The organism is Acinetobacter sp. YH01009 (assembly GCF_013420765.1).
GTDB classification, from domain to species: domain Bacteria; phylum Pseudomonadota; class Gammaproteobacteria; order Pseudomonadales; family Moraxellaceae; genus Acinetobacter; species Acinetobacter amyesii.
On the sequence record NZ_VOYE01000020.1, the window covers coordinates 1 to 12,756 of the forward strand.

A 12,756-nucleotide genomic window follows, 5' to 3' on the forward strand; every position below is an offset into this window, starting at 1 on the left:
TCACCCGTCCGCCGCTAGAAATCGGTAGCAAGCTACCTATTCCCGCTCGACTTGCATGTGTTAAGCCTGCCGCCAGCGTTCAATCTGAGCCATGATCAAACTCTTCAGTTTAAAATCAATAGTACCTATAGGGCACCAATCTTGGCTCATCAATTACTGACAAAAATTTGCTCAAATAAACTTCGAGTAATTTCTACCATTAATCAATGAAAATAATTTCGATCAATCAATCAGTAAAAATCCACACAAGTTGTTCTTCATAATCTCTTAATGATCTTTCTAACATTTCGTCAATGCTAGAAGCTGGACTTCGATAAACTCAACAACTCAACGTTTCGCGTTTCGTTCGTTTCCGTCTATCTCGTCGGTATGGTGCTCATTATAGGGCAATTTCTTACACGTGCAAGTGCTTTTCACTCACAAAGAACACGAGTGTTTCATTTTTATGCACCATTATGGTTCAAAAAACACACTTTATTCACATAAATACATGATATTTATTACAAATATCATGTAAAATATTTTTCCTATTTTGTGTGCTTAGTTTTTTACAGGTGCTGCTTTAATCACCACACTCTGTATAACCACTGGGTTTACAGGGACATTTTGGTGCATTCCATAGTTCGCAGTTGGAACTTTTACGATTTTATCGACGATATCCATCCCTTTAGTGACCTTACCAAAAACAGCATATCCCGCATTCATTGCACTTTTATTGAGAAAGTCATTGTCTGCAACATTAATAAAGAACTGACTACTTGCTGAATCAGGATGATTCATCCGTGCCATTGCCAATGTGCCGCGCTTATTGCTCAAGCCATTACTTGATTCATTCTTAATAGCCGCTTTTGTTGGCTTCTCCTGCATTTTGACATCCATGCCCCCACCCTGAACCATAAATCCAGGAATCACGCGATGAAAGATCGTGCCGTTATAAAATTTTTCTTTTGCATAGCTTTCAAAGTTTTTAGCTGAGATAGGTGCCTTGTCATTGAATAGCTCAATTTCAATATTGCCTTGAGAGGTTTTCATTTCGACAATAGTATTGGCAGCAAAACTGCTTAAGCTCACACAGCCAAGTGCTGCGGTAAATAAAATCTGTTTTAACATTTGCTAACTCTTCTGGTTGATCTCGTACTTGTTATTGACTGTATATTAGTCTTTGATGATTAAAAAGTAATTATTCTGCCATTATTAAAACGAGAACAATGATGACGCAAATAATACCGTCGGACACTGCATTGACACATTTACCGCCTTGGCAACTGCGTGGCGATGCTTTTATTTTGAATTATTGGATCTCTCCGAGTTTTATCCAACAAGCGCAGATGTTCCGTTTAGCGACATCTCCTTTAGGTCGTGTGGTTCAGGTGTTATTGGTCCGATACCATGATTCACCTGTGGGCCCTTATGACGAATTGCTAATTTTAGATCACCCTTTATGGAGTAAGAAAAGGTTAAGTTCGATTCCTAAGATTTATGTTTCGACAGATATCTCTGTCATTCATGGTCAAAAACTCTGGGGTATTCCTAAAGAGTTGGCAAAGTTTGAATGGCAACAACATGACAATGAAGTGGTCTGTACTATAGAAGTTGAACAACACAAAATGCAGATCCGTTTAAAAAAATCACGTTCACAGCGTTCTTTCTATATTAATAGTCATCATATCCCTGCAGCGATGTTGCAAATCAGACAAGCGTGGGAAGGTAAGCGTTATCAATTTTCACCGAAGTTTCGTGGACGGCTCTCTAAACTGAAACAGGTAGAATGGCACAACACGCAGGAGATCTTTCCAAATTTTGCCGAAGCACGATTATTGCAAAGCTTTTATGTCCCAGAATTTAGCCTCGTATTTCCTGCTGCAAAAATCCAAGATAAATAACCCAATAAATAAAAACCCAGTGTTTCACGTGAAACACTGAGTTTACTTTATATAAAGGAATGATTAACTACGTTTATCCCAAAATTTACGGAACTTCGTACTGATCTCAATCACGTATTTTTTAGCTCGGTGCGAAACCGGGGTTAAGTTAATAAAGCCATGGGTTTGATCGGTATATTCTTGATAAAACACTTTCACCCCTTGCTGACGGAGTTTATGCGAATAAATTTCACCTTCGTCATGTAAAACGTCATGCCCTGCCGTCACGATATACGCGGGTGCGATACCTGCCAATTTTCCATAGGTTGGTGAAATTAATGGATCATCTAAGGCCACTGCATGTTGTTCTGCATATAAAGCCGTTACGACATCAATATCTTTCTCAGTCAGAACCAAACCATCTTTATAAGCATAGAAAGATGGGTGGCGACTTTTGAAATCCACCACAGGATAAATTAATAGCTGAGCTTGCGGGGCAAAAACTTTCTGAGCACTGCGCTGCGCAACTGCGGTAGCAATATTGCCGCCTGCACTATCCCCTGCCACCGCAATTCGATTTTTTAGAATTTTAAACTGACGACTATTTTGATAAGTCCAAGCCAAGGCATCTTCACAACTTTGCATTAATTGAGCTGGGCTGGCCTCTGGCGTGAGTGGATAATCAATACTTAAAACTTGTGCTTTGGCATGCACGGCCAATAAACGACAAACTTCATCATGCGTGTCTAGACCACCCACCACAAAACCACCACCGTGATAGAACACGATCATCGGTAATTTTTTATTTGGAGCAGGATGATAATGACGCGCAAACAGCGTAGCACTTTGTAAAGGTAGACGTATATCTTGCACTTGTTTCACAAAGGTCGGCTTGGTCTTGATCGACTCCATCTGTAAATCAAATAATTTACGAGACTTCACATAGTCTTCGGTCACAAAGCCTGACTTACCTTGCTTGAGTTGAGCCGCCATCATGCATTTCACCAGCGGATCTAATTCTGGAAAAATAAACGGATAATCGAGACGTTTTGCGAGGCTTTCTTTGGCAAAGTTAGGAAGACGATCAAGTAACCGAGCAGCCGTACCTTGGCCTTTATCTTTCATATTTTTAAGTGATTCATTCAATGCAAACATGCTCTATCCTTCGAATTATGCTCTTCATACTTTCTACATGATCTAGGTCAAATGTGACCATATTCACATATAAGTCTCAACATCGACATACATAGTACAGACCTAGTTAAGCTAATCTTCTTTTATAGAGTTGTCATTGACAATTTACCCAAGTTTTATGGGTTGATTATGCTAACCCATTCTCGATAAAGGATACTCACCATGGCTAAAAAGATCATCCTTCTGTCTTTTGCGACTGCTTTTTTGGCTGTAGGCTGCGTAGCATTCCCTGAAGATGGTTACTACGATGGACGTTATGACCGCCGTTATGATAATAATGATCGACGCTATGACAATCGTTATGATCGCCGTTATGACAGTCGTTATGAACAAGACCGCCGTACATGGGAACGTCAGCAACAACAACGTAATCGTTTAGAGCTCGAACGTAGAAAGCAGCAACTTGACCAGCGTAACTGGGAACAAAATCGTAAAAATCAACAAGAGTGGGATCGTCGTAAAAACGAACTCGAACGTCAACGTCTAGAACAACAGCGTAAATACTCTGAAGCTGAACGTCGTAAACGTGCTGAACAAGATCGTCAAAAAGTCAGCAAAGAGCGTCAGCGCTTAGAAGAACAGCGCCGTAAAGCCAGTCAAGATCGTAGAAAACAAATTGAGCAAGAGCGCAAAAAAAATATTCAAGATTTAAGAAAGGCATCAGATCAACAACGTAAAGCGGCTGAAGAACGTCGTCGCGCGTGGGAAAATCGCCGTTAATTGTTGTTTTTGCAGATCGGTTAAAAGTAAAAAGCTCATCTACATGATGGGCTTTTTTTTCGTTCACTAAAAATAGAAAAGGTAAAAAAAGCAATAGAAAAAAAAATAGACAGAAGAGGCATCCTATCTTCTGTCTATTCTTGACTGCCTGTTGTTACAGGTCAGAGAGCATTAAACAATCTTATTGCTGAACTGTAGGTTGCGGTGCAGGCGCAGATTGAACTTCAGCACCTTGAGCTGATGGATCTGCTTGAACCACAGCACCCGATTGCTCTGTCGTTACAGATGCTTCAGTTGCAGACGTTACTTGTGCGGTTTCTGGAGATTCTACAGTTTCTTGAGAAGTACAACCTACCGCAGCTAAACCAAAACCTAAAACTGCGACAGCGAATAAACCAATTTTTTTCATCTTCATTATTTCCTTCATTGAATCATTAAAAGCAAAGCTCAACTTTGCCTGAGTCATAATGGAAAATAATTCTGTGAAGTTCCCACCTTCTGAGTTGTACTTTGTACGAGGCACGGTACAGCTTATGAAATGTTTTATTAATCAGGCATTTTTCTTTTATATTGATGCTTTACATCATTTATTTAACTCCAGTGCTTTGTTTTTTATTAATAAAATAAATATACATGGTTTTAAATAAAGCGTGATCTCAGCTTTTGAATACAACAAAGTCCAACAAAACTTGCAGCTCAGTTACTTAAGTGGCTGTTTTTATAAATTTCATGCAAAAAAAAGCCTGCTTATGAGAGAAGCAGGCCATGAAAAACACATTCGAAATAAATTTGGAAACTACAGCGATAGAATCTGAAATAAAGAATACTGTGCAGATCATTTTTTGTGAAATATTTAATAAAACTGATACTAAGAGTTTTTATGTATAAATATTAACCAATATTTTTGAGGCAAAAAAAATGCTGATTCTTGGGAAATCAGCATGGAAAAGTGTTTCTAAAATCTAGAGGTAGTCACCATATCCCTCTCTCCAGTGGATATGGTCACTTCCGATAGATAAATTATGCAAATTTTCAGGCACAAAGAGAAACCGTTAAAATTTATGATGAAAATCTATAAATCCGATCAAAATATGATTATACATTCAAATCAATAATTTATATTTTCATAGAATTTAATTTTGCAGTCGATATTTGGCTGAAAAACCATTTATTTGAATAAAAAACTGCATTTAATCGCTGACTTCGCTTGAATTTTTATCCCCTGCCCCGATTTCTTTTATTAATCATGAATTCAAAACGCATGGCAGTTACGCATCGATGTCGTTTGAACGCACAGCTATAAGGACTGAACATGTTTAAGAACCCATTTAAACGGAGTAAATCAATGGCGACTGAGCAAAACCAAGACGCTCAAGATCTTCAACAAGAGCAAGCAGAACAGCAAACTCAAGCTGAAAACGAGCAAGCTGAAGTTTCAGTTGAAGATTTACAAGCACAAATCACCAATTTAGAAGAAAGCTTAAAACTTGAAAAAGCACGTACTGCAAATGCCGTATATGAAGCGCAAAAAAGTGTAGAGCGTATTCAACGCGAATCTGAAAAGCATAAAGATACTGTGCTGGAAAAATTTGCAAAACAATTGCTTGATTCAGTCGATAACCTTGAACGCGCCATCGCTGCGGCAGGTGATGAAAAATCAGGTTTATCTGAAGGTGTAGAGCTTACGCTGAAATCATTGCTCAGCACTTTAGAAAAATTTGGTGTGGTTGCTGTGGATACTGCAAATGGTTTCAATGCAGATCTTCACCAAGCTGTGGGCATCGATCCAAATGCCAAATCGAATGAAATCGGGACAGTATTGCAAAAAGGCTATAGCTTAAACGGTCGTCTATTACGTCCAGCTATGGTTATGGTTGGTGCATAAACCCAAATTTTCTGAGACGAATTAAAAATTTTAACTAATATTACTTGAAAATTTTTGATTGGCTCTCATATCGGATAACAAGTAAATCCCTTTTTATTTCCCTTTGAGAAAGGGAAGAGTTTGGGAATAAAAGAATTTTAGAGGAAACATCCAAATGGCGAAAATCATTGGTATTGACTTAGGTACTACAAACTCTTGCGTAGCAGTACTTGAAGGCGACAAAGTAAAAGTAATCGACAACGCTGAAGGCGCTCGTACAACTCCATCTATTATTGCGTATAAAGATGGCGAGATCCTTGTCGGTCAATCTGCTAAGCGTCAAGCAGTGACTAACCCTAAAAACACATTATTTGCAATCAAACGTTTGATCGGTCGTAAGTACCAAGACCAAGCTGTGCAAAAAGATATCGGCCTTGTACCTTACAAAATCATCAAAGCTGACAATGGCGATGCTTGGGTTGATGTAAATGACAAGAAACTTGCACCACAACAAATCTCTGCTGAAATCTTGAAAAAGATGAAAAAAACAGCTGAAGACTACCTTGGTGAAACAGTAACTGAAGCGGTAATTACTGTTCCTGCGTACTTTAACGATGCTCAACGTCAAGCGACTAAAGATGCAGGTAAAATTGCTGGTTTAGATGTTAAACGTATCATCAACGAACCAACAGCTGCTGCACTTGCGTTCGGTATGGACAAAAAAGAAGGCGACCGTAAAGTTGCGGTTTACGACTTAGGTGGTGGTACTTTCGACGTATCAATCATTGAAATCGCTGACCTTGATGGCGACCAACAAATCGAAGTATTGTCTACAAACGGTGATACATTCCTTGGTGGTGAAGACTTCGATAATGCATTAATTGAATACTTGGTTGAAGAGTTCAAGAAAGAACAAAGCGTAAACTTGAAACAAGATCCGCTTGCACTTCAACGTTTAAAAGAAGCTGCTGAAAAAGCAAAAATCGAGCTTTCTTCTTCGAATGCAACAGAAATCAACCTTCCATACATCACAGCAGATGCGACTGGTCCTAAACACTTAGTGATCAACGTGACTCGCTCTAAACTTGAAGGTTTAGTTGCTGAATTGGTTGCTCGTACAATTGAACCATGTAAGATTGCACTTAAAGATGCAGGTCTTTCAACCTCTGACATCTCTGACGTAATCTTGGTGGGTGGTCAGTCTCGTATGCCACTTGTACAACAAAAAGTACAAGAGTTCTTCGGCCGTGAGCCACGTAAAGACGTGAACCCAGATGAAGCTGTAGCGATGGGTGCTGCGATTCAAGGTGCAGTACTTTCAGGTGATAAAACTGACGTACTTCTTCTTGACGTAACTCCGCTTACACTTGGTATTGAAACAATGGGTGGCGTGTTAACAGCAATCATCGAGAAAAACACCACGATTCCTGCGAAGAAATCTCAAGTGTTCTCAACTGCTGCAGACAACCAACCAGCTGTAGACATTTCAGTTTACCAAGGTGAACGTAAAATGGCTCAACAAAACAAATTGTTGGGTAACTTCCAATTGGGCGATATTCCACCTGCTCCACGTGGTGTACCACAAATTGAAGTATCATTTGACATCAACGCTGATGGTATCTTGAAAGTATCTGCAAAAGATAAGAGCACAGGTAAAGAGCAATCAATTCAAATTAAAGCTAACTCTGGTTTGAGCGATGCTGAAATTGAAGCGATGATCAAAGATGCTGAAGCGAATGCTGAAGAAGATCGTAAATTTGAAGAATTAGCGAAAGCACGTAACGAAGCTGATGCACTTGTTTCTTCTGCTCAAAAAGCAGTAAAAGATCTTGGTGAACAGGTAACTGCTGATGAGAAATCTGCAATCGATGCTGCTGTAGCTGAGCTCGAAGCAGCGACTAAAGAAAACGATGTAGATGCAATCAAAGCGAAAACTGAAGCACTTCAAAACATCATTATGCCGATCACTCAACGTGCTTATGAAGCTGCACAAGGTCAAGGCGGTGCTGAAGGTTTTGATCCTAACGCTTTCCAAGGCGCTGAAGGTCAAGCTCAAAAAGCAGATGACGGCGTTGTAGATGCTGAGTTCACTGAAGTGAAAGATGACAAAAAATAATTTGTCGTTTTGAGTTAACTCGAAAGAGTGAATAAAAAAAAGACCGCGCGAAAGCGCGGTTTTTTTATGTTATTTTTCATTATCTTTAAAATAAAACATAATTTACATGAAAAATTTTATCAAGCTTTTGCTCTTAGCTGCGGGAATGTCCGTGATGTTGCATTATCCGATGGGTAATCTATTAATCATTCTGCCTTCAAACATACTATTATCCCCTCTCAATTATCTACAATTTTTGGGACTTGATGCAGCCTTCACACTTGGACTCCTCATAAGTTGCCTAATTTTATATATGTTTAACATTCAGCAGCGCTACACATGGAGCTTAGGATTTATCTCACTATTTATCGGCATTATTTTTTATACATTAGCTCAATGTTTTAAACTCGAAATATCGATCTATAGTTTGGAACACGTTAAAGAATATGGATTTAATTTCAAATATCTCATTGAATTGGTTTTTTTCATATTTATCTCTATAGGATTCATTCTTATTTATAAATCCAATTTACCAGCCAAATTAACTGGAAATAAAGCGTAATGCTGTTGTTAAGACAACGCTAAAATTTCAAGATGGTATATATTTGACTATGACGTGGACAAAATTCAAGCTAAATTAAAACCCTATTATTGTGTTCATTTACTATGCGCATTGTCTCAGCACTCATAACGGTGGTGATACTGTATTTAGCTTATTTACAGTTTCAAGTTAAATCCCATCCACAGCTTCGCTTTAATTCTGCGTGGGATCGAATATCCCATCCTTTTGACACACGATTACGCTTTCGAGTTGCTGATGTCGATCCGCGTTTTGGATTAAACCAACACCAAGTCATTCAACTTAGCCAAGAGGCTGCAGAGATATGGCATAAAGGGACGCTCAAACCATTATTTATCTATGACCCGGATGCACAACTGGCGATCCATCTCATTTATGATGATCGGCAAGAACAATACAATGCCTATAAGCAAGTCCAACAGACCTTAGCCGCAGATAAAGCACGTAATGATTTATATGCCGAGAACTTAGCAAATTCGAGAAAAGGTCTGGAGATGAATGAGCAACAGCTCCGATCAAAACAAGCCATGATCCGTGTGGAAATCGCACAGCTGTCGCAAGAACGTATGAGTTGGAGCCGAATCGAGCATGCGCAAGGCCCCAATATGCAACGCGTTGAAAGAGAACTTGAGCAAGTCAAAGCACAAGCAATGCAATTAGACCAAGAAATAGATCGATTTAATCAGCAAAATGATCAATTTAATCAACAAGTCTCAAGCTATAACCAGCAAATCGATCAATATAATGCAAGCTTGATACAAGCCAGTCAGCGCTTTCCTGCAAGAGAGTTTCATAAAGGTGTCTTTATGGGAGATCAGATTCAGATTTATCAATTTGATGCCGAAGATGATTTACGCCTCACCCTTGCCCACGAACTCGGACATGCTCTCGGCTTATCTCACCATAATGACCCTACTGCATTAATGTACCCAATCTTGGGCGCGCAACAATTAGAAAACTTTAAACTGATGCCAGCAGACCAAAGCTTACTGTATTATCGCTAGTGTGCCCTGAGCATAAAAAACCATACAATTTATAAGGATATTGCAGGATTCACCAACAAAAATCAGCATTTCATGTTATTGTTGATCTGCAATAATCCCCTTATATCAATGACATCTTCCGTGGAGAGCAATGTGAGTTACTACCATATCTTAATTGAAGTGAATGACCACATCAGCACGATTGAACAAACCCGTGATATTGAGCTTTTTGATATTACCGAAATTCAACCTTATCTCCATGCGGTGCTTTTACCATTTTTTAATGAGCAACTCATCGAACTCGAAGACGAAAATCTTGAGTTTAAAGATGTCTTGCATTTACAAGTCAAACAAACCCTTTTGCCGATCCGTGACCTCATCGAAGAAGAACAACGCCTGCTTCCGAGTGATACCGATATCACCATTACGGCTTATGAAATTTTTAATAATTATCAATTGAGTCAAGACGTGACCACAGTGATTTTAGATCTGTTAGAAGCGCTAAAATTTGAAGCCTAATATCGATTTTAAACATTAAAAAAGCCCTCAAAATGAGGGCTTTTTTATGGCTCAATTCATCATCGTGATTAGATCGAGAATGAAGATCCACATCCACACGTGGTTGTCGCATTCGGGTTTTGTACCACAAAACGAGAACCCTCTAAACCTTCAATATAGTCGACTGTTGAACCAACTAAATATTGATAACTAAGTGAATCCACCAACATTTTCACGTCTTCATTGATAAATTCAGCATCATCTTCGTTTTGGCTTTCTGCAAAATTAAATCCATATGAGAAACCTGAACAACCACCACCAGTCACATATACACGTAACATGAGGTCTTGATTACCTTCACTGTCACGCAATTGGCGTACTTTATTGGCAGCATTGTCAGTCAGCACAAGTGCTTGAGCATTCATGATGGATTCCTCTGAGTCATTGGGGTGTCTTTAAAAAGAAAAGACCATGTTTCAAGTATAACATACTCAATATATGGTCAGTCTTCACAGTTTAAAGTTAAATCAGAGTATTTTTCTCAAGATTCATTTAAAACTTATTTATAGTTTTCGTCCTGTAATGCACATTCGAAGTTTTTCGGGTCTTGTTTACAGCGGAATTGCCATAATAATTTCATCATTCGCTTGTCGTAGATATCACGTTTAGTCAAATCAATACGCGCTTCACGCATCATTTTTTGATAGCCAGCTTTGTCTGCCGTTGGAACATCCATCCAATATTTAGCTGGGATTTCTGACTTCATTTTGCCTAATATCGTGAATGCACGAGGTAATTGTGTTTTGACCCAATCACGTGATTTTTGCCCATATCCCGCTGGGAATTTATCTGGGCGAATAATGATATTACCCGTCACTTGTAAAATTGGATAATTAACAATTGCACCTTTACTACCTAAACCTTTATGTAACTCCAAGGGTTTAAACACCGCTGCAGGTGCACCAATAATATCCACCTGACCATTGTTAAATTTAGAGCCAAAATTGGTCACGTCAGCACTGACCGCTTGAGCCCCCACCTGTTGCACCATAATTTTCTGCGCTTCATCATAATCAAGCACCGCAATTTTTTTACCTGCTGCTTTAGCGACAGTATTGATACTACGGTCATTCACCAACAGGTAGGCATCACCTACAGGAATCACACCTACCACTTCATATTTACTATTGACCATGCTCTTTGCAAACGTTGGACTCGCAAGGCCTTGCATCACTTTAACCGCAAGTTTCAAATCTGGAATTGCACCAATCGCATCTAAAGAACCGGTAAAATTATTAAATTGACGACCACGCATACCTGTGACACTGATCCCATCACATTTACCGGCTTTAAAATCTTCCGCAATCACCGCTTCATTTTGACTGACGCGGAGCTCAATGTCTGCGCCCCAGTTTTTTGCCGCCAATTGGTAATCTCTCATCAGGGTAAAAACATCACCATTTTTACCAACCAAATCAAATACACACACCACTTGCTTTGCTTGAGCTACGCCATTCACCGCCATTAACGCAGCAGCAATACTCAATGCCTTTGTCCATTGTTTCATACTGACTTTCCTTGTTTTTTACTGTTTTTGTTTTAACCATTTTTTGATTTTTGGGTCATGCGGAGTATGATTAAATATACTCACAGCCCTCGATTTCAATTTAGATTACCTGAATATTTTGCTGACTCAATGGCGAAAATGACCTGTGCATTTGCGAAAAAAAGCCCGGATAAATCCAGGCTTTTTTCTTTAAATATCAGTTTATTCGCCGCTAAGTGAACATTCAAAATTGGCTTTATCGACAGAACAACGTGCCTTTTTCAATACTGACATCATGCCCGCATCATAAATGCCACGTTTCGTCATATCCATACGACCTTCACGCAATAATTTTTGATATTTGGTTTTATCTTCTGCACTTAAGTTAAGTTTATATTTCGCAGGAATACCCGCCTCTAAACGGTTAATCATCGCAATACTCTTCGGTAAATGTTTCACAAACCAATCACGAGATTTTTGACCAAAGCCTGCTGGGAACTGATCAGGACGAATAATAAAGTCCGCGGTCACTTGTAAAACTGGGAAGTTAAACATCGCACCATTGGTACCTAAACCCTTATAAATCTCTAATGGTTTGTAGGCATACGCAGGCGCACCCACCATATCGACCTGACCATTATTAAACTTCGCCACAAAGTTAGATACATCTGAAACCACAGCTTGAGCGCCGACACGTTGCACCATAATTTTTTGTGCTTCGTCATAGCCTAATACTGCAAACTTTTTACCTGCTGCTTTTTCAATTGAGTCAATTTTTTTGTCTTTGACAAAGATGAATGCTGAACCCAGTGGAGCAATACCCGCCACTTCGTATTTCTTACCACCTAGGTTGCTGACCATTTTTGCAGCATTACGTTGGTCTAATGCAAAGGTAATCGCACGTTGCGCAATTGCATTGCTCGGTGCGCCACCAAGCGCATCAATCGAACCTGCAAATTTATTGTATTGACGAGCACGCATTGCCGTCATAAATACGCCATCACATTTACCCGCTTTAAAATCATTGTCGGCTACTGCTTCATCTTGACGCGGAATTAAGTTAATTTCAGCACCCCAGCCTTTTGCTGCAAGCGCCCATTCCTGAGCCATTTGGTATGACTCACCTGACTTACCCAGTAAGTCAAATACACAGATATCTACTTTTGCTGCCTGAGCTGAACCAGCAAAGCCAATTGCAGCAAATGTAGCCAATGATAGGAGCGTTTTTTTCATTCTATTTTCCTTTCAAATCTTTTTATGGTTCAGAGGTGTCCTTACACAACGCCGATATTAAGCAAGTTAATTTAAAAAAAATAGAGCATTTACTCCATTTATTTATGTCATTTTGGCACATTCTGTTTTTTTGTGATTAATATCACTTTTTTATTTAAGGCAAAATTATAAATATAATCAT

At 39.2% G+C, this 12,756-nt stretch carries 12 protein-coding genes and 1 rRNA gene; 6 read left to right on the plus strand and 7 right to left on the minus strand.

Annotated elements, in window-relative coordinates:
• Window positions 1–111, minus strand: a 16S ribosomal RNA gene (locus FTT76_RS15490); the annotation flags it as partial.
• Window positions 112–540: 429 nt separating this feature from the next.
• On the minus strand, window positions 541–1,110 hold the full coding sequence (locus FTT76_RS15495; RefSeq protein WP_180005529.1) for a peptidylprolyl isomerase: 570 nt from the start codon (window positions 1,108–1,110) through the stop codon (window positions 541–543).
• Between the two features lie 101 nt (window positions 1,111–1,211).
• On the opposite strand from FTT76_RS15495, the gene FTT76_RS15500 reads away from it, so the two are divergent.
• Window positions 1,212–1,883 (plus strand): acetoacetate decarboxylase family protein, encoded by a 672-nt coding sequence (locus tag FTT76_RS15500; protein WP_180005538.1) that lies wholly within the window; start codon window positions 1,212–1,214, stop codon window positions 1,881–1,883.
• 63 nt (window positions 1,884–1,946) lie between these two features.
• On the opposite strand, the gene FTT76_RS15505 is transcribed toward FTT76_RS15500, so the two are convergent.
• Entirely contained in the window at window positions 1,947–3,017 is a 1,071-nt protein-coding gene (locus FTT76_RS15505) for an alpha/beta hydrolase (RefSeq protein WP_078194436.1), read from the minus strand.
• 201 nt (window positions 3,018–3,218) lie between these two features.
• On the opposite strand from FTT76_RS15505, the gene FTT76_RS15510 reads away from it, so the two are divergent.
• Window positions 3,219–3,776, plus strand: a complete 558-nt coding sequence (locus FTT76_RS15510; protein WP_180022965.1) for a hypothetical protein — start codon at window positions 3,219–3,221, stop codon at window positions 3,774–3,776.
• A gap of 181 nt (window positions 3,777–3,957) precedes the next feature.
• Here the strand turns inward: FTT76_RS15510 and FTT76_RS15515 are convergent, their stop codons facing one another.
• A complete protein-coding gene (locus FTT76_RS15515) occupies window positions 3,958–4,185 on the minus strand; it encodes a hypothetical protein (protein ID WP_228144800.1) in 228 nt (75 codons plus the stop codon).
• A gap of 936 nt (window positions 4,186–5,121) precedes the next feature.
• On the opposite strand from FTT76_RS15515, the gene grpE reads away from it, so the two are divergent.
• From grpE to FTT76_RS15535, 4 genes are all read left to right on the plus strand, one after another.
• Window positions 5,122–5,661, plus strand: coding sequence for a nucleotide exchange factor GrpE (gene grpE / locus FTT76_RS15520; RefSeq protein ID WP_078189495.1), 540 nt, complete (start codon window positions 5,122–5,124; stop codon window positions 5,659–5,661).
• Between the two features lie 154 nt (window positions 5,662–5,815).
• Window positions 5,816–7,756 carry a molecular chaperone DnaK gene (gene dnaK / locus FTT76_RS15525; protein WP_078194438.1) on the plus strand — a complete coding sequence of 647 codons (1,941 nt, stop codon included), beginning with the start codon at window positions 5,816–5,818 and terminating at the stop codon, window positions 7,754–7,756.
• 645 nt (window positions 7,757–8,401) lie between these two features.
• Window positions 8,402–9,319 carry a matrixin family metalloprotease gene (locus FTT76_RS15530; RefSeq protein WP_180190619.1) on the plus strand — a complete coding sequence of 306 codons (918 nt, stop codon included), beginning with the start codon at window positions 8,402–8,404 and terminating at the stop codon, window positions 9,317–9,319.
• 120 nt (window positions 9,320–9,439) lie between these two features.
• On the plus strand, window positions 9,440–9,817 hold the full coding sequence (locus FTT76_RS15535) for a hypothetical protein (RefSeq protein ID WP_180005534.1): 378 nt from the start codon (window positions 9,440–9,442) through the stop codon (window positions 9,815–9,817).
• A 68-nt stretch (window positions 9,818–9,885) separates the two neighbouring features.
• On the opposite strand, the gene erpA is transcribed toward FTT76_RS15535, so the two are convergent.
• The 3 genes from erpA to FTT76_RS15550 all read right to left on the minus strand — a co-directional run bounded on the left by erpA (window position 9,886) and on the right by FTT76_RS15550 (window position 12,575).
• Entirely contained in the window at window positions 9,886–10,221 is a 336-nt protein-coding gene (erpA, locus tag FTT76_RS15540) for an iron-sulfur cluster insertion protein ErpA (protein ID WP_078189499.1), read from the minus strand.
• 134 nt (window positions 10,222–10,355) lie between these two features.
• The gene (locus FTT76_RS15545) at window positions 10,356–11,363 is read right to left on the minus strand and encodes a putative solute-binding protein (RefSeq protein WP_180005535.1); all 1,008 of its coding nucleotides are present in this window, start codon (window positions 11,361–11,363) and stop codon (window positions 10,356–10,358) included.
• Window positions 11,364–11,564: 201 nt separating this feature from the next.
• Window positions 11,565–12,575: a putative solute-binding protein gene (locus FTT76_RS15550; protein ID WP_180005536.1), complete on the minus strand. Its 1,011-nt coding sequence runs from the start codon at window positions 12,573–12,575 to the stop codon at window positions 11,565–11,567.
• Window positions 12,576–12,756 lie beyond the last annotated feature (181 nt).

Coding starts and splice junctions, on each gene's coding strand:
- FTT76_RS15495 (WP_180005529.1), bottom strand. CDS start 1,110: ATGTTAAAACAGATTTTATTTACCGCAGCACTTGGCTGTGTGAGCTTA.
- FTT76_RS15500 (WP_180005538.1), top strand. CDS start 1,212: ATGACGCAAATAATACCGTCGGACACTGCATTGACACATTTACCGCCT.
- FTT76_RS15505 (WP_078194436.1), bottom strand. CDS start 3,017: ATGTTTGCATTGAATGAATCACTTAAAAATATGAAAGATAAAGGCCAA.
- FTT76_RS15510 (WP_180022965.1), top strand. CDS start 3,219: ATGGCTAAAAAGATCATCCTTCTGTCTTTTGCGACTGCTTTTTTGGCT.
- FTT76_RS15515 (WP_228144800.1), bottom strand. CDS start 4,185: ATGAAAAAAATTGGTTTATTCGCTGTCGCAGTTTTAGGTTTTGGTTTA.
- grpE (WP_078189495.1), top strand. CDS start 5,122: ATGGCGACTGAGCAAAACCAAGACGCTCAAGATCTTCAACAAGAGCAA.
- dnaK (WP_078194438.1), top strand. CDS start 5,816: ATGGCGAAAATCATTGGTATTGACTTAGGTACTACAAACTCTTGCGTA.
- FTT76_RS15530 (WP_180190619.1), top strand. CDS start 8,402: ATGCGCATTGTCTCAGCACTCATAACGGTGGTGATACTGTATTTAGCT.
- erpA (WP_078189499.1), bottom strand. CDS start 10,221: ATGAATGCTCAAGCACTTGTGCTGACTGACAATGCTGCCAATAAAGTA.
- FTT76_RS15545 (WP_180005535.1), bottom strand. CDS start 11,363: ATGAAACAATGGACAAAGGCATTGAGTATTGCTGCTGCGTTAATGGCG.
- FTT76_RS15550 (WP_180005536.1), bottom strand. CDS start 12,575: ATGAAAAAAACGCTCCTATCATTGGCTACATTTGCTGCAATTGGCTTT.